Source organism: Agrobacterium sp. T29, from assembly GCF_006970545.1.
GTDB lineage: Bacteria > Pseudomonadota > Alphaproteobacteria > Rhizobiales > Rhizobiaceae > Agrobacterium > Agrobacterium leguminum.
On the sequence record NZ_CP040640.1, the window covers coordinates 1,156,851 to 1,176,346 of the forward strand.

Below are 19,496 nucleotides of genomic sequence, written 5' to 3' on the forward strand. Positions count from 1 at the left end.
AAGCCGCGCCCGCCGAATTTACTCGAATTTTGAGGACTAGACATGTCTCTCACAGACACCGTTCCCCAGGCACGCCGCCGCGATCTGCGCATTCCGCTCGCCGCCGTCCTGATCGTCGTAGCACTTGCCGCGCCCTTCATCGGCACGCGTTACGTCACGCATTCGCTCATCATCGCGCTCATCTTCATGCTGCCGGCGCATGGGCTCAATCTGCTCGTCGGCTATACCGGTCTGCTGTCGCTGGCGCAGGCGGCTTTCTTCGGCATCGGCGCCTATACGGCCGGCCTGCTGGCGGTTCACTATGAAACACCGTTTTATGTGAACCTTATTGCCGCCGGCCTGGTCTCCGGCGCACTTGCCCTGCCGCTCGGCATTCCGGCTTTGCGGCTTCGCTCGACATCCTTCGTCATGTGTACGCTCGGTTTCGTCATCATCGGCCAGGCAATCGCCAAGAACTGGATTTCGCTGACCCGCGGCGACATGGGCCTCTCCGGCATTCCGAAACCCTATTTCGCGCTTGGCCCGCTCTCCTTCACTGTCAGCGGAACCACCAGCTTCTATTATCTGGCTCTGGCCATCTGCGTGCTGGGAACGCTCGCCGCATGGGCAATCGTCCGCTCGCCGGCGGGCCGCAACATGGTCGCCATTCGCGAAAACGAAACGCTGGCGGAGTCTCTCGGCGTTCCGACCTGGCGCTACAAGCTGATCGTTTTCATGCTGAGCGCCGTTTTTGCCGGGGTAGGGGGCAGCCTCTATGCCCATTACCTCACGGTGGTCAGCCCGCTGACCTTCCAGATGTATTATTCCACGACGATGCTGATCATCGTTCTTGGCGGTGGTGCTGGCATGATCTCGGGAACCGTCTTCGGCAGCCTGCTCTTCGTCGGATTGACCGAGGCGCTGCGCGTGGCTCCTGAAGTGCGGATGATCGCCTATGGTTTCTGCCTTCTCGTTCTCGTCTTCTGGTTCAAAAAGGGCTTTGCTCCCCTGATCAATCGCTTCTGGAACGCGATCGGAGGCTCGAAATGACGGCTCATCTTCCCATCCTTGAGATAAAGAACCTCAGCAAGTCCTATGGTGCGGTGAAGGCGGTCAACGATGTCAGCATGCACATCAATCGCGGCGAGATCGCCGGGCTGATCGGGCCTAACGGCTCGGGAAAGTCCACCTTCTTCGATTGCAGCACTGGGCTTGCCCGGCCGGATACCGGCAAGGTGATACTGGACGGGCAGGATATCACCGGCTGGTCGCTCAACCGCATCGCCCGCGAAGGCCGCATGCTGCGCTCGTTCCAGAAGACGGTGACCTTCAAGGCACTCGATGTGGAGGAGAACCTCATCATCGCCGGCCAGATGTTCACCTTTCCCTCGCTCCTGTCGACCTTCGGCCTCGGCGGCATGTCACGCCGCCGCGTGGCCGGGTTGAGAGAGCGGGCGCGCGAGTTGATCAAGATGGCAGGCCTCTGGGATGTCCGTCATCAGCCTGCCGGCAATCTGTCCGGCGGCCAGCAGAAACTTATCCAGTTCGCTTCCATGCTGATGCCGGAACCGAAGCTTATCCTGCTCGACGAGCCGATGGCGGGCATCAATCCGAAGATCATTGAGCGCGTGGTGGAGACGATCCAATATGCGAATAAATCGCTCGGCGTGAGCTTCCTCGTCATCGAACATAATATCGATGTCGTCACCAGTATCTGCCAGCGTGTCGTCGTGCTCGATCAGGGAACGAAACTGGTCGAGGGACTGCCGCATGACATCATTCAGGACCAGCGTGTGAGGGAGGCCTATCTTGGCGGCTGACAGCAATCTTTCTATCCAGGGCCTGCGCGCGGGTTACGGCAATCTCGATATCCTGAACGGCGTCGATCTGGATGTGCCGGCCGGGCAATTCGTGGCTCTCATGGGGCCGAACGGGGCGGGCAAATCCACCCTGCTCAAGACGCTCTATGGCATGACGACCATCAAGGAAGGCGGCATCGACTGGCGCGGCAGGAACATCGCCGGATTGTCGTCGCGCGCCATTCTGGGGGAGGGCATATCCTTCGTGCCGCAGGGCCGTTGCAACTTCCCGGTCATGACCGTCGATGAAAACCTGCAAATGGCCGCCTATACCATTCGCGATGCAAAGGTGAAGGCGGACCGGGATTATGTCTACGACCTTTTCCCGATCCTGAAGACACGGCGCTCGACGCTCGCAGGCAATATGTCGGGCGGCGAGCAGCAATTGCTCGAAGTGGCGATGGCGGTTCTGCAGCGGCCGAAGGTGCTGCTGGTGGATGAGCCCTCGGTTGGTCTCTCACCCGCCGCAATCGGTATCGTGTTCGATGAGCTGCTGCGGCTGCATGCGAATGGCATGACCATCCTGCTGGTCGAGCAGAACACCAAAAAGGCCATGGAGGTGGCTGAGCGCGCCGTCATTCTCCGTCTCGGCAAGGTGATCTGGGACGGCAGGCCGGCGGAGATCACCCATGATGAACTTGGCGAATTGTTCCTGACCGGAAAGATGCGCGGCGAACTCGAAGCCGCGCATTGACAGGTCCAAAGCTTTAGATTGAGACGAGGAAAGACCATGAGCACTTTCGTGCCAGCATCACGCGTGTCGAAAATTAGGGTTTCGCCAAGCACGGCGGCGGCGGCCCGCGCCCGCGAATTGAAGGCCGCCGGCCGCGACATCGCCGACCTGACGGTGGGCGAGCCGGATTTCGATACGCCGCAAGCCGTCAAGGCGGCCGCCCATGCCGCCATCGACCGGGGCGAGACCAAATATACCGCTGTCAACGGCACGCCGGCGCTTCGCAAGGCGATCATCGGCGACTTCCAGAAACGTCTTGGCATCGCCTATGGCGATAGCGAAATCTGCGTCGGCGGCGGCGCCAAGCAGATCCTGTTTCTGGCGCTGATGGCGAGCGTGGAGAATGGTGCGGAAGTGATTATTCCGGCTCCCTACTGGGTGTCTTATCCAGATATGGTCATCGCCAATGACGGCACGCCCGTCATCGTCGCATGCCCGGAGGAAACGGGGTTCAAACTGACGGCCGAAGCGCTGGAAGCGGCGATCACCCCGAAGACGCTGTGGCTGATCCTCAACGCCCCTTCGAACCCGACGGGTGCCGCCTATAGCGAAGCGGAACTGAGAGCGCTAGGCGACGTATTGCTGCGCCATCCGCATGTCATGATCCTTTCCGACGATATTTACGATCAGGTCTGGTTCAGAAACGAGCCGATGAAAACCCTCGTTGCCGTCGTTCCTGAACTGAAGGACCGGGTGCTTCTGACCAACGGCGTTTCAAAGTCCTATGCCATGACGGGATGGCGAATCGGTTACGGGGCAGGGCCGGCAGCCGTCATCGCCGCCATCAACAAGTTGCAGTCACAAATGTCATCCTGCCCGTCCTCGGTCAGCCAGGCCGCCGCCGCCCATGCGCTTTCCGGCGATCAGACATTCGTGACGGAAAGCGTTGCGGTCTATAAACAGCGGCGCGACTACGCCTGCGCGCGCCTGAACGCGATCCCCGGCCTTTCCTGCATGGTGCCGGACGGCGCGTTCTACCTCTATCCGAGCTGCGCCGGTGTGATCGGCAGGACGATGGCGGATGGCAAGGTGATCGAAAACGATCTCGATTTCGTCCTCTATCTCCTCGACAGCGTCGGCGTGGCGGCCCTTCAGGGCGCGGCCTACGGGCTTTCGCCCTATTTCCGCATCTCCTTCGCCACCTCCATGGAAGTGCTGGAGGATGCATGCGACCGCATCGAGCGTGCGGTGGCGGCCCTGCGGTAAGACAGACCGCTCGGCCCAAAGGACGCTTTTTTTGCGGTCCGCTCACCGTCCCTCATCCCTGTGCTTGTCACAGGGATCCAGCCAGCCCAAGTCCTTGGGCTGAAAAGAGTCCTCTCGTCGCGCAGACGCGCGTCGGCTGGATTCCTGTGACAAGCACAGGAATGAGGGCGAGGGAATGTCCGATTACATAAAGCACTTGTGTCGTCTACAGTGTTCGGGACATGTGAAACGCTCTATCCCATTGAAATTACGCGCCGTCCTTGCAGAAATCCATTCCCGTTTCCTCCTCGATACGCTAGGATTTCCCCAAAAAGTGGGGACCGATGAGCGTCGATTTCAAAAAACTCAAGAGCTTCGTCAAGATCGTCGATACCGGCAGCGTTTCGCGTGCCGCCGGCATTCTTCGTGTGGCGCAGCCGGCGCTGTCGCAGCAGATCGCGTCGCTGGAACAGCATTTCAAACACCAGCTTCTGTTGCGCAGCAATGTCGGTATCGCACCGACCGAGGCCGGGTTGATCCTCTATCGCCATGCGCAGATCATGCTGAAGCAGATCGAGCAGGCGCAGACCGATATCGACCGCTCCGCCCGCTCGGTCTCCGGCCGGGTCTCCATCGGGCTTGCCACCTATTCCTCGTCCAGCGCACTGTCCCTGCCGCTCATCAAGGAAATGAGGGCGCGGTTTCCCGCCATTACGGTCCATATCAACGACAGTTTCGGCCATATCCTCAGCGAGCTGATCATGACCGGCAAGATGGACATGGCCCTGATCTACACCTCCGATCCGATCAAGGGCGTGACGCTGGAACCTTTGTTCCGCGAAGAAATGTTCCTCGTCTCGCCCGCCGATATGAAGCTGCCGGCCGAACCCGGTCAGCCGCTTCCGCTCTCGGCGCTGGATGGCCACGCGATGTTGCTGCCAAGCAAGGCGCATTTCCTTCGCCGGCTCATTGATGAAGGTCTGGCGCGGGCGCGCGCAAAGCCGGAGGTCATTTCCGAGCTGGAATCCGTGCCGGCGCTCGGGGCGGCGGTGCTGGACGGTCTCGGCTCAACGATCCTTCCGGCCTCCGTTGTCCTGGAAACCCCGAGCTTCAGCGGCGCCCAGCTGCACCCGCTCACAACCCCCGTCATCGACGCCACGGTTTCGCTCTGCGTCTCCGATCATATGCCGCTTTCCGAGCCGGCTCTGGCGGCGCGTTCCGTGCTTCTCGAGATCGTCACAAAGCTCAAGAGCGGCCATCACCCCGGCATTCGCGCCATCTGAATTCGCTATAAGCAAACCCTATGGCGGCAGACCGAGGTTGTGTTGGTAAAGGCCCGCCGAACGTTTCAAATTTTCCATCAGTGAACGGATTCAAATTTGGGTCCACAAGGCAGCCAAAGAGGCTGCATGGTCGCTCGAGGGAAACAATGGCAAAACTGGCTTTCGATACTGGCGGTACCTTTACCGATTTCGCGCTTCTGGACGACAGCGGCGAACTTCACCTCCATAAAGTCCTGAGCACGCCGAAAAATCCGGCCGAAGCCGTTGTCCAGGGCGTGTCGGAGCTGCTCGAAAAGCATGCGGACGCGATTGCCATCGAGAACCTGCAGGTGCTTGGCGCAACCACCGTCGTCACCAATGCCGTGCTGGAGCGCAAGGGCGTGGAGACCGGTTTCGTCACCACCGACGGTTTTCAGGACATGCTGCGGATCCGCAACGAGGGGCGTTACGATCTCTATGATCTGAACATCAAATATCCCGATCCGCTGGTCACCCGCGCCAACAGTTTCGGCGCCGAAGAACGCATCGCCGCCGATGGCGAGGTGATGACGGAACTCAAGGAAGCGACCGTTCGCGAGATTGCCGGACGGCTGAAGGAGAAGGGCATCCGCTCGGTGGCGGTCTGCCTGCTGCACGCTTACAAATATCCGCAGCACGAGCAGCGCGTCGCCGCCCTTCTGCGCGAAGAAGACCCGGATATCTTCGTGTCCTTGTCTTCCGAGGTCTGCCCGGAAATGCGTGAATTCGACCGCGCCTCGACAACGGTGGTCAATGCCTATACCCGCCCGCAAATGTCGGGCCACGTCGCGCATCTGCAGCGGGAGTTTGCTGAGAAGGGAATCGACCGGCAAGTGCTGTGGATGACCTCTTCGGGCGGTCTTGTGCCGAGCCGCCGCGCCGCCGAACTTCCCGTGCGCCTGATCGAATCCGGCCCCGCCGCAGGTGCTGTCGCCGCCGCCGAATTCGGCCGCACGGCAGGTGAGGCGAGCGTGCTTTCCTTCGACATGGGCGGCACCACCGCCAAGCTTTGCCTCATTCCCGATGGCGAACCGAATGTCGGCACCGATCTCGAAGTCGCGCATTACCAGCGTTTCCGCAAGGGCTCCGGTTTTCCGCTGAAAATCCAGTCGATCCAGATGATCGAGATCGGCGCTGGCGGCGGTTCCATCGCCGCGAAGAACCCTCTCGGCCTTCTCGATGTCGGCCCGCATTCCGCCGGCGCCATGCCGGGTCCGGCCGCCTATCAGCGCGGTGGAACCGAACCGACGGTGACCGATGCCGACATTCTTCTCGGTTACATGGGAACGGAATCCTTCGTCGGCGGCTCGTTCAAGGTGTCGAAGGACGCGGCCCACGGGGCGATGGCCAAACTGGCCGCCTCGCTCGATGTGTCGGTCGAGCGCTGCGCCTGGGGCATCCACGATCTCGTCAACGAATCCATGAGCAAGGCGGCTGCCATGCATGCGACCGATCTCGGCGTCGATCCACGCTCGCTGCCCATGGTGGCTTTCGGCGGAGCCGGCCCGGTGCATGCCTATGGCATCGCCCGCAAGCTCGGCATTTCGCGCATCATCTGCCCGACGGGCGCGGGCGTCAGTTCCGCCATCGGCCTGTTGATCGCGCCGGTCGCCGTCGATCTCTCAGCAAGCCATCCGATGGCGCTCGACGCCTGGGATATCGACGCGATGAACCGCCTGCTCGATGATCTTTCCGCTCAGGGTGCGGAAGTCGTTTCGGCCGCCGGCGTTCCGAAGGAGACGATCACCAATCGCTATACCGTGGATATGCGCCATGTGGGGCAGGGCCACGAGATCACGGTGGTACTGCCCGACCGTAACCTGCCGAAAGACCTTTTCCTTGAAGAATTGCGCGGCAGTTTCTTCAAGCTCTATCGCGAATTGTTCGGCCGCACGGTGGCCGCACCGCTAGAAGTCATCACCTGGCGTCTGCGCGCCAGCGGCGAGAAGGATCAGGTCACCCGGCCGCATGAAACCGTCATTGCCGAAGCCCGCAAGGGCAGCCGACAGGTCTATTTTCAGGAGGCGGGCGGCTATGTCGAAACCTCGGTTTACGACCACTACAAGCTGCCCGTCGGCCACGAGGTGAATGGACCTGCCATTGTGGAACAGCGTGAATCGACAGCCGTTGTCGGGCCGAGCGGCACCTTCCATGTCGATGCCCACGGCAATCTCGTGATCAATATTCTCTAAGGGGGCAGTCAGATGTCGAAACCCGCAACCGATTTCAACGATCCGATCAACCTTCAGGTCATGTGGAACCGCCTGATCTTCATCGCGGATCAGGCCGATAACGTGCTCGGCAAGACGGCATTTTCGCCGATCGTGCGAGAGAACCATGATTACGTTACGGTACTTCTCGACAGTAAGGGCAGGGCGCTGGCGCAATGCACCTGGTCGATCCCGGTCTTCATCACCTCGCTGCCGGCGGCGGCGCAGAAATATTTCCTGCCGAAGTTTCCGGTGGAAATGCTGGAAGAGGGCGATGTTCTCGCCACAAACGATCCGGAAATCGGAACTGGCCATCTGCCTGACGTGACGATGATCACGCCGATCTTCAAGAATGGCAAGGTCGTCGCCTATGCGGGGTCCATCGCCCATCTTCCCGATATCGGAGGCGCGCCGCTGCATTCGGAAGCCAGCGACATTTTCGCGGAAGGTATCCGTTTTCCCATCGTCAAGCTGCTCAAGGCCGGCGTTCCGAACGAGGATGTGTTCGATATCATCGCAGCCTCCGTCCGCCTTCCCACGGAAGTGCGCGGCGATCTGGAATCGATGATCGCCGCCAACAATGTCATGGGCCGCGAACTGGTGAAATTCCTCGATGAATACGGACTGGACGATGTCGACGGGCTGGCGGACGCCATCCATACCCGCTCCGAGGCGCAGACGCGCAAGGCGATCCGCGAATGGCCGAACGGCACCTATTCCGCCGAAGTCCTGCTCGACGGCTACGATGTCGACGTCAAACTCAAAGCCGCCGTGATCGTCAGGGACGATTCCATTCATGTGGATTATACCGGCACCTCGGATCAGGTCCTGCACTCGATCAACTGCCGCACGAACTACCGTTACGCCCATTCGGTCTACGCGTTGAAATGCCTGCTCGATGCCGAAACACCCAATAATGAGGGCTGCATCGTCCCGATTACCGACGAGGCGCCGCTCGGCTGCATTCTCAATCCGCAGGAATGGACGGCGGGCAATTCACGCAACCTGATCGGCCACGTCATTCCTTCGCTCATCTTCAAGGCGCTGGAAGGCATCGTGCCGGAAAAGGTTCTGGGCGACAGCGGCGGCGCGCCGATCTGGGCGGCCAACTGCGTCGGCCAGCGTAACGATGGCACGCAATACGGTTCCGTGCAGAATTTCCACGGAGGGCAGGGCGCGCGCGCCGAATTTGACGGGCTGGACACGCTGAGCTTCCCCTCCAACTGCAAGGTCACGGCCATCGAAATGTTCGAGGTCGCCGTTCCGGTGCTGACGGAACGCAAGGAACTCATCGCCGATTCCGGTGGTGCCGGCAAACATCGCGGCGGCCTTGGCCAGCGCGTCGTTCTGCGCAATCTCGGCAAGAACCCGATGAACATTTATCTGGCATCGGAACGCGTCCGCCATCCCTGCTTCGGCGTGGTGGAAGGCCAGAGCGGGTCCGCCGGCAAGGTGATGAAGCAGGGCAAGTCGCATTTCCCCAAGGGTAAGGTCGTTCTTCAGACCGGCGAACGTCTGGAAGTTCAAACACCCGGCGGTGGCGGCTGGGGCAGGGCCAGCGAGCGTTCGCGCGCGCTGATCGAACAGGATATTTCCGAAGGTCTGGTAACCGCCAAGGCGGCGAAAGAAATCTTCGGCTATTCTGGCGCCATTGCTGCCGCAGCCGAATAGGAGATGAGAATGGGACTGCTGAACGGAAAAATTGCGCTGGTAACCGGCGCCGGTTCAGGCATCGGCCGCGAAACCGCAATTTTGCTGGCGAAAGAAGGGGCGGCGGTCGTTCTGACCGGACGCCGCCTCGATCCGCTGCGCGAGGTCGCGGAACTGATCGAAAAGAAGAAGGGGAAGGCGATTGCCCGGACGCTCGATATCGCCTCGCGCGAGGCGATCTTCGCCACGGTCAAGTCGATCGGCGAGGCCGTCGGTCCCATTGATATTCTGGTCAACAATGCCGGTTCCGCCAGCAAGGTGCTCAACGCCCGCTTCATCGGCGAGGAGGAGTGGAATGCCACCATCAACGTCAATCTGACGGCCGTGTTCAACCTGACACAGGCGGTGCTGCCGGAGATGATCGCAAAGGGTGAGGGTACCATCATCACCGTCTCCTCGCTCGCCGCTCTCAATCCCAATCTTCTGGGCGGCGTGGCTTACGGCGCTGCCAAGGCGGGCGTGAAGAACTTCATGACCTTCCTGCACAATAGCTATCGCAACCAGGGTATCCGCGCGACGACCATCCTGCCGGGCGAGACGGATACGCCGATCATGAACAACCGCGCGCGTCCTCCTCTGAAGGAAGAACGCGCCGTGATGATGGATCCGCATGACGTGGCCCGCGCCATCCTGCTCTGCGCCAGCCTGAACCAAAGCGCAGTCATTCCGGAACTGCACATCTGCCCGACCCATATGCGTGACACCTCGAAGGATATCGAAGTCGCGCGCTGGGTGGGCGCGCCGGACGACACGCCGGACATGCCGAAAAAAAACTAGGGAGAGACGTCCATGAATGGAGCAAAGCTGCGTGCCCGTCTTGCGGCGGGTGAAGCTATCAGCATGTTCACCCCGCACCATACGTCGTCGGGCCTTTCCGCCCGGCTGGTGGAACTGGGCGCGGACGCAATCTTCCTCGATTGCGAGCACGGCACATGGAGCTTTGAGGATGTGCGGGCGACCGGGCAGGTGGTGCGCTCCGTCGGTGGCGCTGCCATCGTGCGCCCCCATTCGCACGAGCGGCCGATCATCATTCGCTATCTGAATGCCGGCGCGGACGGGATCATGGTGCCCATGGTTGGCAATGCCGAGGAGGCCCGCGCGATTGTCGATGCGGTGCGTTACGCCCTGCCGTCAGACTATGAAAAGCGGCTGGTCATCGCCATGATCGAGACCGTCGATGCGATCGATGCTCTGGACGAGATGCTGACGGTCGAGGGTATCGACCTCTTCTTCATCGGTCCCGGCGATCTTTCGCAGGATATGGGCTATCCGCCCGCGCCGCCATTCGGCGAGCCGCGCCCGGATGTGGTGATGGAGAAAGTCGCCATTGCTGTCGACAAGATACGCGCAGCCGGAAAGATCGCGGGAACGCTCGCGACGCTGGAAGAAATGCCGCACTGGCGGGAGCGCGGCGTACAATTCTTCTACGTCCATTCCGATCCGTTCCTGCGCCGAGGTCTCGCCGCGGTGAAAAAGGCACTTGCCTGAGGTGGAGCAGGGGTTTCTCGGCTGAACGATGCCGCAAGCGAGGGCCTGAACCTTCAGGCCCTCGTTATGCTGTTAGAAATCCGCCGTGACGGGTTTCCACAAATGCTCCGGATCGAAGCCGTCGCAGCGCGCGATCACGATCCGGGTGCCGTTTTTAACGCGCCGCCGCAAAAGATCGGAACGGTCGGACTGCGCCCGAAGCCAACCGTCATCCTGGAGCTTCTGCAGCATCGACCGCGAAAGCCCGAGTTCAGACGCCAGCAGTCGGTCAAGGCGTATGCCGGTCTGAAACGGAACCGTGAGATCAATCTCCGCCATGACCCAGTCGGGAGGTTCATCCCGTATCTGTTTCGCGATATCGAATTCGGGAAACTCATCGACGCGCTGCGATTTACGTCTCAAGGCTTCGAGGTTGAATGTCTCCGCCCTTATCCATTGCGGATCGTTGGACTGCAGCGCTTCGAGAACGGCAGGGCTGATGTCCCGGACATTCTGTCGCTCGAAAATCGGCCTGTTCCAGCTCTTGTCGCAGATTATGCATCTATAGATAAGCCAGGCATCCAGCTTGCGGCCATTGGCGTTAAGCCGGATCTTGCCGCTGGCCTGAAATGCCCTCAGGCCGCCGCATCCGCTGCATGCAATCCAGGGCTGGGGCGCCGTTCGTGGCGTAATGGTCCATTGGACCCGAAGTAAATTGCACATAGTCTCTTGGTCTTCCATTCGGAAGTCCACCAAGATGGTGCAGGAGAAAACCCTTACGGGAACGGTATGGCGGTGTTCTGGGGTGGTGAAGAGCTGAGACAGCGGTGCTGCGCAGGGCACATTATAACAATGCCAGACCGGTCTCTTGCCACCACCCGATGAACATGATCATACGCAGACAGCCTGTGGCTATCCGCAATACGGGTGAAACTGGATTGAGACCGGTATTTACTTAGGCAAAGTCTACCTCGATGCGCCAATGCTCTTCGGCGGCGACAATAACAAATGATCGCTCCGAAATAGAGTCATCCAGTGCAGCGAAAAGGCCGAAAGCCGTTGCGATGCGACTTTTATGCAACGTCAGGTGATCCGCCCATTCTTCCCGGTTCAAATGAGGCTACCGGCCGGATTTTATTTCTCAGAAAAATAATGAAAAAACATACACTTACACAAAAATGGCTTGTGCGTTTATTTCCGGGAGGAGGCGGTTTTACCCCTGCTATCTGCGGCTGTCGGAAACGGAAGCATACGCCGGAGCGTCGAATCCTTGCGGATAAAATGGTGCCACAACGCCGCCGCTACATGAAGAAAGACGATGGCTGCGGCAAGGTAGGCGAGGGTGGCGTGAACCTCGCTCCAGAAGGCCTCCGACTGATCGGAAATCACCAGAGGCAATCCCGGCACGACCACGAGGTCGAAGACGTAACTGGGGATTTGCAGAGGCGAGGTCGACGCAATTGCCCAGCCGGCGAGGGGAACGGCGAGCGTAAGGAACAGCAATGCGGCGTGAGCGGCCCGCGCGGCGAACCTCGATGCCAGCCCTTCGCCTTCAAGAGCCTGCGGCTTTCTACTGAAAACAGACCACAGGAAACGTGGCGCGGCGAGGGCCAGCACCAGAAATCCTATCGACTTGTGATATTGGAACAGGTCGAACTGAAGAACCGGGTCGATATTGTCGCGGCTCATCAGATATCCCAGCGCAAGCTGCACCAGGAAAAGCACCGCGATTGTCCAATGGAACGCGATTGCCACCAGTCCGTAAGATATGGACGTATTACGCCACGGCCGTTCCCGCGTCGTTGCGCTATCGGAATGATCCTCGAAATATCTCATCGGCTAGCTCAATTGTTGATAGGTATCTTTCGCGATGGCGTCCATGCGGTCGGATGGCAGGTTGCCGACCAAAGCACAGCGGATGGTTTCATCGTCCCAGGAGATGGCCTCCAGCGAACCGAGGCTGGACCGCTGCATGGCGGTGTCGCTCGAATCGGCCGCAGCTACGATATAAAGAGTGACGCGCTGCCCGCTTTTATCCTCATACATCAGCTGGGCGGCGGCGCCTTCGGAGCTGGGAAGAACCCGGCCGCCGACAAGGGACAGACCGTGGCGGGTGAGGTCGGGAATGTTCAGTTTGCGGTCCAGCCGTTTCGAAATCCATTTCGGCAGGCTGGAAGCATTCTCCGCATCGGCCCGGATTTCCACCGGATGCAGAACCTCGCTCGCAAACAGCTTATGCGCCTGCGTTGCATCCGCCACGATGGAGGGGGTCGGTTCCGCGACCTGGGACACCAGCCCGCGCCCGAACCAGCCGCCTGTCAAGCCAATGGCCAGAATGAGGATGGATGCCGCCGCCATGTTACGCCAATCGGCGCGCTGCGACCGCAGACGCCGCTCGATGCGGTACACATCGAGGCGCTCGGGCAGGGCGTCGGTATCAAGAGGGCCGTAGAGAGCCTTCAGCGTCGCATTCTGCTGTTGCCATATCGCGACCTTGCTTGCGTCGGCCGGATTGGAGGCGAGGTGGGCACGAACGGCGTCACGCTGCCTGTCTTCGAGCTGCCCGTCGACATAAGAGATGAGATCGGCTTCGGTTATCTGCGGTTCGCTGCCGGTCATTTTATCACCTTGAGATTTGGCTGGTCTTCCTGGGTCATACGGGCGAGAGCCGTTCGGGCCCGCCCCAGACGGGACATCAGCGTGCCCAGCGGAATTTCAAGAACATCTGCCGCTTCCGCATAACTGAGGCCCTCGATGACGACGAGGAGCAGGGCCTCGCGATGTTCGCCGGACAGTTTTTCGATGGCGCGGGCCATTTCGGCAAGCGCAAGCCGGCCCGTCTGCGCCGCCGGCACAAACAGTTGTTCCGCGACATCATCGATCGGGATTTGCGAGGGCCGGCGATTGCGGCCGCGCAGATTGTTGCGGTAGACGTTGACGAGCACCCGGTACAACCACGGACGCAACGGTCCCTGAGGTTTCCACAGCGCCTTTTTACGGATCGCTCTTTCCAGACAGTCCTGGACGAGATCGTCAGCCGTGTCACGATCATGCGTGAGCGCATTCGCGTAGCGGCGAAGCGCTGGTATGCAATTCGTCATCTCGTCCAGAAAATCCGGCATGGACACTATTCCTTGGCAATGTGCCAGACGCCGCCGACGCCATCGCCCGTGACATCGCCGGGCTTCCTGTCCATCTGCCAGCGATAGAGCGGCTTTCCGTCATGCGACCATTGCATCGTACCATCTTTGCGGGAGATTGGTTTATAGTCGCCATCCGTCTTGTCGGTTTTCGAGGCGGCGAGGGGCGGCCATTTCTTTGCGCAGCCATCGTAGCAGACCGATGCGCCATTTGTATCACTGTCGAACGTATAGAGTGTCATGCCCTTGGCGTCGGTCAGGATCGTGCCTTTGGCCGTTGCCTTTTCAACCACGGCGCCACCGGCATAGGGTTCGGTGAGGGCAGCCGAGGCGGCAAGCGCTGCAACGCCGGCCAGAACGAAATGATGTGCACGCATGACGATAGTCCTTTGAAGGGTAATGGATCGGACGATATGCCCGATATTAGACAAACACCCGCCCGCGGCTTTTAATCCCACCGTCGCTCGATTTTTAGATGCCCCAGCGCCTTTATCTGACGCCCTTCAAATCGATGTCGAATGCAACCGTATTCGAATAGAGCGGCACTCCGACACCCATGCCATAGGGCAGGCGTGCGACATTGCCGGTGACGTGGAAGGTGACGGATCCCTTCTGCTGTTCAACGAATGTCGCGTGAAACGTTTCGGGTCTGGATATGCCTCTGGCTGTCAATGTGCCTTCAACCACGGCGCTGCGCGGTCCGTCCTGCGTAACGCGGCTGGAGCGAAACACGATCTGCGGATAAACGGCGATATTAAAAACCGCGCTGGATCGCAGGAAGTTTTCCACCCGTTTCTGCCCGGTCTGGACACTGGAAGGGTTGAGACTGATTTCCACGTAAGACCTGGCCGGCTGGTCCGGGTCGATATCAAAGCGGCCGGAAATATCAGGAATTGTGCCCTTGATCCCAGGGCCGGCAACCTGCGCAATTGAAAAGCGGATGTGAGAGGCAGGATCGATACGATAGCGTCCGGCCGCCGACGAGAATGGACTGGCAGAGACCGGCGAACAAACCAATGTCAGGATAAAGAGAGTGATGGAGTGGAAATATTTCACGGCGCAAGCTCCTTGATGAGTAGTCGCACTCAGGAGAACACCACAGGAAGAGGTTTAATCCACGCCACGCCGGCACATCGTCAAAATCCCACCCATAAGGGAAGACCGGCGTTCGCTGCGCCGGGAGAATACCCGTCAGGGCGATGGCTTCAACCCACAAACAATAATCGCATAAGATAGATTATGGAACTTATTTGATGATGTAGTTCCGGATTTGTGTGGCTATTGCTGGTTATATACGTCGCCGCACGATCAAGCCATGGCTGGTTCAACGCCTCGAAAGCCCGTGAATATCTTCTCCCGCCGCAATCGAACCGATCATATGGTTCAGGGATTGAAAAGCACGAAGCGTTGAACCGAACCCAGCCCGTCAGATTGATTTTAGCGAAACACGTTTCTCAAGTTCATCTGCCAACTCTTTGCGTTCGCTATATCTATCTGTGAGATAGCTGGAAGCGTCACGCGTCAGCAGCGTGAATTTCACCAGTTCCTCGCAGACATCCACGACCCGGTCATAATAGGATGAAGGCTTCATCCGGCCTTCCGCGTCGAATTCCTGATACGCCCTTGCCACCGAAGACTGGTTGGGAATGGTGATCATCCGCATCCATCGGCCGAGAATTCGCATCTGGTTCACGGCGTTGAAGGACTGGCTGCCGCCGGACACTTCCATGACGGCGAGCGTCTTGCCCTGTGTCGGCCGTACAGAACCGATCGCAAGAGGAATCCAGTCGATCTGCGACTTCATGATGCCGGTCATCGCGCCATGGCGTTCCGGGCTTACCCAGACCTGTCCTTCCGACCACTCTGAAAGTTCACGCAGTTCCTGCACCTTGGCATGGCTGGCCGGCGCTTCATCGGGCAAAGGCAGGCCCTTCGGATCGAATATCCGAACCTCGCAACCGAGCCGTTCGAGCAGCCGCCCAGCCTCGAATGCCAGCAGACGGCTATAGGACACCTCGCGCAGCGAGCCATAAAGGATCAGGATGCGTGGTTTATGGGTCGAAAACGCCGGACGCAGAGCCTCCGGGTCAATGCTGTGCAGGTGATGCGCCTGCAATGCGGGGAACCTGTCAGACAATGCGCTTTCCTTCATTATTGAGAACCTGCTCGCCGTCCTCCTTGAAGAACGGCCCTTTGAAAATGTCCGGCAGAATATCCAGCACGACCTCTGAAGGACGGGCGAGCCTGGTGCCGAGCGGTGTTACGACAAAGGGACGATTGATGAGGATCGGCGTTTCCATCATCGCATCGAGCAACTGGTCGTCAGTCAGGTCCGGATTGTCGAGACCGAGCTCGGCATAAGGCGTCCCCTTCTCGCGCATGGCTTCGCGCACCGTCAGGCCCGCATCCGCAATCATTCTTGCGAGATTTTCGCGTGTCGGCGGTTCCCGCAGATATTCGATCACGGTCGGCTCGATCCCTGCCGCGCGGATCAGCGCCAGCGTGTTGCGCGACGTCCCGCAGGACGGGTTGTGATAGATGGTGGCGTCCATGGTCAATGCCTTTCGGTCATTATCGTTCGGGAAACGGCGGGTGCAGCCTCATACCAGCCCTTCGAGCGGTTCACGATCCAGACGACCGAAAGCATGACCGGAACTTCGATGAGGACGCCGACAACGGTTGCCAGCGCCGCACCTGACTGAAAGCCGAACAGGCTGATGGCGGCCGCGACCGCGAGTTCGAAGAAGTTGCTGGCGCCAATGAGTGCGGATGGCCCGGCGACGCAATGGCGCTCACCCGTCATGCGGTTCAGCAGGTAGGCAAGCCCCGAATTCAGATAGACCTGGATGAGGATTGGAATGGCGAGCAGGCCGATGATGGCCGGCTGGGCGATGATTTGCTCGCCCTGAAAGGCGAAGAGAAGAATGAGTGTCGCGAGCAGCGCCGCCAGAGAAACCGGCTGCAGCTTTGCGAGAACGCAATCCAGAATCCGTGAGGTTCCGTCAGTCATGAGCCGATGCCTGATCAGCTGCGCAAGGATGACCGGAACGACAATATAGAGCGCAACGGAGAGAACAAGCGTATCCCAGGGCACGGTAATGGCGGAAAGGCCGAGCAGCAGGCCGACCACGGGAGCAAAGGCCACGACCATGATCGCATCGTTGAGCGCGACCTGCGACAGCGTAAACAGCGGCTCACCGCGTGTAAGGTTGCTCCAGACGAAGACCATGGCGGTGCATGGAGCAGCGGCAAGGATGATCAACCCGGCGACATAGGAGTCGATCTCACCAGCCGGAAGATAAGGGCGGAACAGCCAGCCGATGAAAAACCAGCCGAGCAGCGCCATCGAGAACGGCTTGACGGCCCAGTTGATGAACAACGTCACGCCAATGCCGCGCCAGAACATGCCGACCTGCGAAAGAGAGCGGAAATCGATCTTGAGCAGCATCGGAATGATCATCAGCCAGATCAGGATCGCGACCGGAATATTCACTTTTGCGATCTCGGCCGCAGCGATGAGCTGAAAGACGCCGGGCATCAAATGACCGAGCGCGACACCGGCGACGATGCACAGAAACACCCAGACCGTCAGATATCGTTCGAACAAGGACATCAGGCCGACTTTCCTTCCGGATTGGTGGTTCCATCCAATGCACCGATCTGCCGAAGCTGCGTTTCCAGCGCCATCCGATCGATGGATTGCAGGGGCAGGCTGACGAAAGCCACGATCCTGTTCTTGAGGAAACGCGCGGCCTGCGCGAAGGCGCGCTGAACCTCGATCTCCGAGCCGACCGCAGCGGCGGGATCCTCTACCCCCCAATGGGCCGTCATCGGATGGCCGATCCAGACCGGACAGGCTTCGCTGTCGGCGCTGTCGCATACCGTGAAGATGAAATCCATCCGTGGCGCATCCGGCCCGGCAAACACGTCCCAGCTTTTCGAGGTGAAGCCGCTGGTGGGATACCCCAGCACCGCCAGTTCCTTCAGGGCGTGAGGATTTACCTCTCCCTTCGGCTGGCTGCCGGCCGAATAGGCATTGAACCTCCCCTCACCTTCCTTGGCGAGAATGGATTCGGCAAGAATGGAGCGAGCGGAATTGCCCGTGCACAAAAAGAGCACGTTATAGATCTTGTCGGTCATGGTTTCGGTCCGTGGTTAGATCGGTGGTCTCGCAAGCCCCGCGATCAAAGCAGAAGAAATGGTGGACACCAGCCCGGCGGCGTTCATGACGACTTTGCCTGCGGGCTGCAGCAGGGTGTCAGTTCTGCGATCAAAGGCGCGCAAAGTTCGGTCGAACCACCGCAGCAATCCTTCAGCAGAAACAGGGTCAGCAGACGCAACCCGTCAAGATCGGCGCGATAGATGATAGACCGGCTCTGCCGCTCACTCTTGACCAGACCGGCCCGGGAAAGCGTGGCGAGATGCGCCGACATCGTGTTCTGGGGAACGTCGACAAGACGCGCAAGCTCACCGGCCGGAATACCATCCGGCTCATGGCGCACGAGAAGCCGGAAAGTCTCCAGTCGGGTAGATTGGGCGAGCGCGCCAAGCGCGGTGATTGCACTACTGTTATCCATATATCTAGAATAATGGATATATTGGGCGTGTCAAGTACCGGATATCGTCATGGTCGACAGGCCGGGCGAAGGAATTCCCCTCGCCCCGCCCCTGCAAGCGCTTAAACCAGTTTGGCGTCGTAAAGCCGTTCCATGAAACCGCGCGGCACGACGGTCCTCGAAATTTCGGCCAGCGGAAAGCCGCTACCGGCGAGCGGCAGAAAACCTTTTTCGAAGGCATAGTCGAGATAGCGCATCATCAGCATGACATCGCATTCATGGCAGCTAATTCCGCTTCCCGCGAGCGCCTTCCGGGCGTTGGCGGTATCGTATTTGCCGCTGTCTCGTACATAGTCGCCATTGCCCAGCATCGACAGCAGATCGGTGAAGACCGAGCTGTAAGCCTTGCCCTCCCGCAACATACGGCCCTGATTGAGCGCATCGAAATAATTGTCGCGCGAGAGTTCGCGGATCACGTAGCCGCAATCGCGCACCTGTTCCACCAGCGTGTTCCAGTCGATAGGCCTCGGATTGACGAGATTGAAGGTGCGGCGGTTGTGCGCGCGCCAGTTCAAGGCGAGGTAAAGGCTTGCCCGCGCCACGTAGTCGACCGGCGTGATGTCGAAATCCTCATCCGATGCGAAGGTGAAGCCGGTTTCCACGATGGCGCGCACGGCCTCGTAATAAATGCCCTTCACCTTGGTCTGGGTCAGCGGATAACGGCCGGTGCGGCTGTCGCCCCAGATATTGCCCGGCCGTACGATGATGAAATCGAGACCCTTTTGCCCGGCGGCATGCATCAGCTTTTCTGACTCGAATTTGGAGCGTTCGTAATCCATGTCGGGAAAACGCTGACCGACATCGAGCGCATCCTCATAAAGCGTGAAATCCTCATAGAGCTTGTCACCGATCACGCTGAAGCTCGATGTATGCATCAACGGGATTTTCCCCTCGAGGCAGAACTCCACCATATTGGCCGAACCGCCGACATTGACCGGCGCGATCTTGCTGTAGGACGCGATCAGATTGACATTGGCCGCGCAATGCAGCGCAAGATCGATCCTGGCGGCGAGGTCGCGCCACACCTGCCGTTGCAGGCCGAGATGGGATCTGGAAATATCGCCGAGAACCGGCACGATGCGCGCGGCGGCTTCCTGTTTGAGGCTGCGCTCCTCGTCGTAGCAGAACAGGACGCTCTCGATCTTGTTTTTCGCCTCCGCCGCGTCGCTGGCGCGCACCAGGCAATAAATCGTTGCTTTCGTTGCGCTCAATAATTCCAGCAGCAGACGGCCGCCCATCACGCCGGTGGCGCCGGTCAGCAGGATATTGTCCACATCGTTCCCATATGTCATCGCC

21 protein-coding genes are annotated in these 19,496 nt (G+C 59.6%); 9 read left to right on the top strand and 12 right to left on the bottom strand.

The features are described from left to right. Positions 1 to 42 precede the first annotated feature (42 nt). The 9 genes from FGF54_RS05940 (at position 43) to FGF54_RS05985 (ending at position 10,465) form a co-directional block, all read left to right on the top strand. Entirely contained in the window at positions 43 to 1,029 is a 987-nt protein-coding gene (locus FGF54_RS05940; RefSeq protein ID WP_142779166.1) for a branched-chain amino acid ABC transporter permease, read from the top strand. Further along, complete coding sequence (locus FGF54_RS05945) at positions 1,026 to 1,799, top strand: ABC transporter ATP-binding protein (RefSeq protein ID WP_080817072.1); 774 nt, start codon at positions 1,026 to 1,028, stop codon at positions 1,797 to 1,799. Before FGF54_RS05940 ends, FGF54_RS05945 begins: the two co-directional genes overlap by 4 nt. Beyond that, on the top strand, positions 1,789 to 2,532 hold the full coding sequence (locus FGF54_RS05950) for an ABC transporter ATP-binding protein (RefSeq protein ID WP_142779167.1): 744 nt from the start codon (positions 1,789 to 1,791) through the stop codon (positions 2,530 to 2,532). Before FGF54_RS05945 ends, FGF54_RS05950 begins: the two co-directional genes overlap by 11 nt. Before the next feature lie 36 nt (positions 2,533 to 2,568). Then, positions 2,569 to 3,777, top strand: coding sequence for an aspartate transaminase (locus FGF54_RS05955; RefSeq protein ID WP_142779168.1), 1,209 nt, complete (start codon positions 2,569 to 2,571; stop codon positions 3,775 to 3,777). 323 nt (positions 3,778 to 4,100) lie between these two features. Beyond that, the gene (nac, locus tag FGF54_RS05965) at positions 4,101 to 5,039 is read left to right on the top strand and encodes a nitrogen assimilation transcriptional regulator NAC (RefSeq protein WP_080852064.1); all 939 of its coding nucleotides are present in this window, start codon (positions 4,101 to 4,103) and stop codon (positions 5,037 to 5,039) included. Between the two features lie 146 nt (positions 5,040 to 5,185). Continuing rightward, a complete protein-coding gene (locus tag FGF54_RS05970; RefSeq protein ID WP_142779169.1) occupies positions 5,186 to 7,249 on the top strand; it encodes a hydantoinase/oxoprolinase family protein in 2,064 nt (687 codons plus the stop codon). Between the two features lie 12 nt (positions 7,250 to 7,261). Beyond that, positions 7,262 to 8,938: a hydantoinase B/oxoprolinase family protein gene (locus FGF54_RS05975; protein WP_142779170.1), complete on the top strand. Its 1,677-nt coding sequence runs from the start codon at positions 7,262 to 7,264 to the stop codon at positions 8,936 to 8,938. A 9-nt stretch (positions 8,939 to 8,947) separates the two neighbouring features. Continuing rightward, entirely contained in the window at positions 8,948 to 9,754 is an 807-nt protein-coding gene (locus FGF54_RS05980; protein ID WP_142779171.1) for an SDR family oxidoreductase, read from the top strand. A 12-nt stretch (positions 9,755 to 9,766) separates the two neighbouring features. Then, positions 9,767 to 10,465 (top strand): HpcH/HpaI aldolase/citrate lyase family protein, encoded by a 699-nt coding sequence (locus tag FGF54_RS05985; protein ID WP_142779172.1) that lies wholly within the window; start codon positions 9,767 to 9,769, stop codon positions 10,463 to 10,465. A 72-nt stretch (positions 10,466 to 10,537) separates the two neighbouring features. On the opposite strand, the gene FGF54_RS05990 is transcribed toward FGF54_RS05985, so the two are convergent. The 12 genes from FGF54_RS05990 to FGF54_RS06045 form a co-directional block, all read right to left on the bottom strand. Continuing rightward, on the bottom strand, positions 10,538 to 11,167 hold the full coding sequence (locus tag FGF54_RS05990) for a DUF1062 domain-containing protein (protein ID WP_142779173.1): 630 nt from the start codon (positions 11,165 to 11,167) through the stop codon (positions 10,538 to 10,540). Between the two features lie 468 nt (positions 11,168 to 11,635). Further along, entirely contained in the window at positions 11,636 to 12,280 is a 645-nt protein-coding gene (locus tag FGF54_RS05995) for a cytochrome b (protein ID WP_142779174.1), read from the bottom strand. 3 nt (positions 12,281 to 12,283) lie between these two features. Beyond that, positions 12,284 to 13,063, bottom strand: a complete 780-nt coding sequence (locus FGF54_RS06000; protein WP_142779175.1) for an anti-sigma factor — start codon at positions 13,061 to 13,063, stop codon at positions 12,284 to 12,286. Continuing rightward, positions 13,060 to 13,566, bottom strand: coding sequence for a sigma-70 family RNA polymerase sigma factor (locus tag FGF54_RS06005; protein WP_142779176.1), 507 nt, complete (start codon positions 13,564 to 13,566; stop codon positions 13,060 to 13,062). Before FGF54_RS06005 ends, FGF54_RS06000 begins: the two co-directional genes overlap by 4 nt. A gap of 5 nt (positions 13,567 to 13,571) precedes the next feature. Further along, the gene (locus FGF54_RS06010) at positions 13,572 to 13,961 is read right to left on the bottom strand and encodes a hypothetical protein (RefSeq protein ID WP_142779177.1); all 390 of its coding nucleotides are present in this window, start codon (positions 13,959 to 13,961) and stop codon (positions 13,572 to 13,574) included. Positions 13,962 to 14,073: 112 nt separating this feature from the next. Next, positions 14,074 to 14,640 carry a YceI family protein gene (locus tag FGF54_RS06015; RefSeq protein ID WP_142779178.1) on the bottom strand — a complete coding sequence of 189 codons (567 nt, stop codon included), beginning with the start codon at positions 14,638 to 14,640 and terminating at the stop codon, positions 14,074 to 14,076. A gap of 370 nt (positions 14,641 to 15,010) precedes the next feature. Further along, positions 15,011 to 15,739 carry an arsenical resistance protein ArsH gene (gene arsH / locus FGF54_RS06020; RefSeq protein ID WP_246666974.1) on the bottom strand — a complete coding sequence of 243 codons (729 nt, stop codon included), beginning with the start codon at positions 15,737 to 15,739 and terminating at the stop codon, positions 15,011 to 15,013. After that, on the bottom strand, positions 15,714 to 16,136 hold the full coding sequence (gene arsC, locus FGF54_RS06025) for an arsenate reductase (glutaredoxin) (protein ID WP_142779179.1): 423 nt from the start codon (positions 16,134 to 16,136) through the stop codon (positions 15,714 to 15,716). Before arsC ends, arsH begins: the two co-directional genes overlap by 26 nt. A gap of 2 nt (positions 16,137 to 16,138) precedes the next feature. After that, on the bottom strand, positions 16,139 to 17,197 hold the full coding sequence (arsB, locus tag FGF54_RS06030; protein WP_142779180.1) for an ACR3 family arsenite efflux transporter: 1,059 nt from the start codon (positions 17,195 to 17,197) through the stop codon (positions 16,139 to 16,141). After that, complete coding sequence (locus FGF54_RS06035; RefSeq protein WP_142779181.1) at positions 17,197 to 17,724, bottom strand: arsenate reductase ArsC; 528 nt, start codon at positions 17,722 to 17,724, stop codon at positions 17,197 to 17,199. Before FGF54_RS06035 ends, arsB begins: the two co-directional genes overlap by 1 nt. Positions 17,725 to 17,807: 83 nt before the next feature. Further along, positions 17,808 to 18,161: a helix-turn-helix transcriptional regulator gene (locus FGF54_RS06040; RefSeq protein WP_142779182.1), complete on the bottom strand. Its 354-nt coding sequence runs from the start codon at positions 18,159 to 18,161 to the stop codon at positions 17,808 to 17,810. Positions 18,162 to 18,262: 101 nt separating this feature from the next. Continuing rightward, the gene (locus FGF54_RS06045) at positions 18,263 to 19,492 is read right to left on the bottom strand and encodes a thioester reductase domain-containing protein (RefSeq protein ID WP_142779183.1); all 1,230 of its coding nucleotides are present in this window, start codon (positions 19,490 to 19,492) and stop codon (positions 18,263 to 18,265) included. Between the last annotated feature and the right edge of the window lie 4 nt (positions 19,493 to 19,496).

Excerpts from the sequence above, each read along its gene's own strand:
- FGF54_RS05940 (WP_142779166.1), top strand. The coding sequence starts at position 43 with ATGTCTCTCACAGACACCGTTCCCCAGGCACGCCGCCGCGATCTGCGC.
- FGF54_RS05945 (WP_080817072.1), top strand. The coding sequence starts at position 1,026 with ATGACGGCTCATCTTCCCATCCTTGAGATAAAGAACCTCAGCAAGTCC.
- FGF54_RS05955 (WP_142779168.1), top strand. The coding sequence starts at position 2,569 with ATGAGCACTTTCGTGCCAGCATCACGCGTGTCGAAAATTAGGGTTTCG.
- nac (WP_080852064.1), top strand. The coding sequence starts at position 4,101 with ATGAGCGTCGATTTCAAAAAACTCAAGAGCTTCGTCAAGATCGTCGAT.
- FGF54_RS05970 (WP_142779169.1), top strand. The coding sequence starts at position 5,186 with ATGGCAAAACTGGCTTTCGATACTGGCGGTACCTTTACCGATTTCGCG.
- FGF54_RS05975 (WP_142779170.1), top strand. The coding sequence starts at position 7,262 with ATGTCGAAACCCGCAACCGATTTCAACGATCCGATCAACCTTCAGGTC.
- FGF54_RS05980 (WP_142779171.1), top strand. The coding sequence starts at position 8,948 with ATGGGACTGCTGAACGGAAAAATTGCGCTGGTAACCGGCGCCGGTTCA.
- FGF54_RS05985 (WP_142779172.1), top strand. The coding sequence starts at position 9,767 with ATGAATGGAGCAAAGCTGCGTGCCCGTCTTGCGGCGGGTGAAGCTATC.
- FGF54_RS05990 (WP_142779173.1), bottom strand. The coding sequence starts at position 11,167 with ATGTGCAATTTACTTCGGGTCCAATGGACCATTACGCCACGAACGGCG.
- FGF54_RS05995 (WP_142779174.1), bottom strand. The coding sequence starts at position 12,280 with ATGAGATATTTCGAGGATCATTCCGATAGCGCAACGACGCGGGAACGG.
- FGF54_RS06000 (WP_142779175.1), bottom strand. The coding sequence starts at position 13,063 with ATGACCGGCAGCGAACCGCAGATAACCGAAGCCGATCTCATCTCTTAT.
- FGF54_RS06005 (WP_142779176.1), bottom strand. The coding sequence starts at position 13,566 with ATGCCGGATTTTCTGGACGAGATGACGAATTGCATACCAGCGCTTCGC.
- FGF54_RS06010 (WP_142779177.1), bottom strand. The coding sequence starts at position 13,961 with ATGCGTGCACATCATTTCGTTCTGGCCGGCGTTGCAGCGCTTGCCGCC.
- arsC (WP_142779179.1), bottom strand. The coding sequence starts at position 16,136 with ATGGACGCCACCATCTATCACAACCCGTCCTGCGGGACGTCGCGCAAC.
- arsB (WP_142779180.1), bottom strand. The coding sequence starts at position 17,197 with ATGTCCTTGTTCGAACGATATCTGACGGTCTGGGTGTTTCTGTGCATC.
- FGF54_RS06035 (WP_142779181.1), bottom strand. The coding sequence starts at position 17,724 with ATGACCGACAAGATCTATAACGTGCTCTTTTTGTGCACGGGCAATTCC.
- FGF54_RS06040 (WP_142779182.1), bottom strand. The coding sequence starts at position 18,161 with ATGGATAACAGTAGTGCAATCACCGCGCTTGGCGCGCTCGCCCAATCT.
- FGF54_RS06045 (WP_142779183.1), bottom strand. The coding sequence starts at position 19,492 with ATGACATATGGGAACGATGTGGACAATATCCTGCTGACCGGCGCCACC.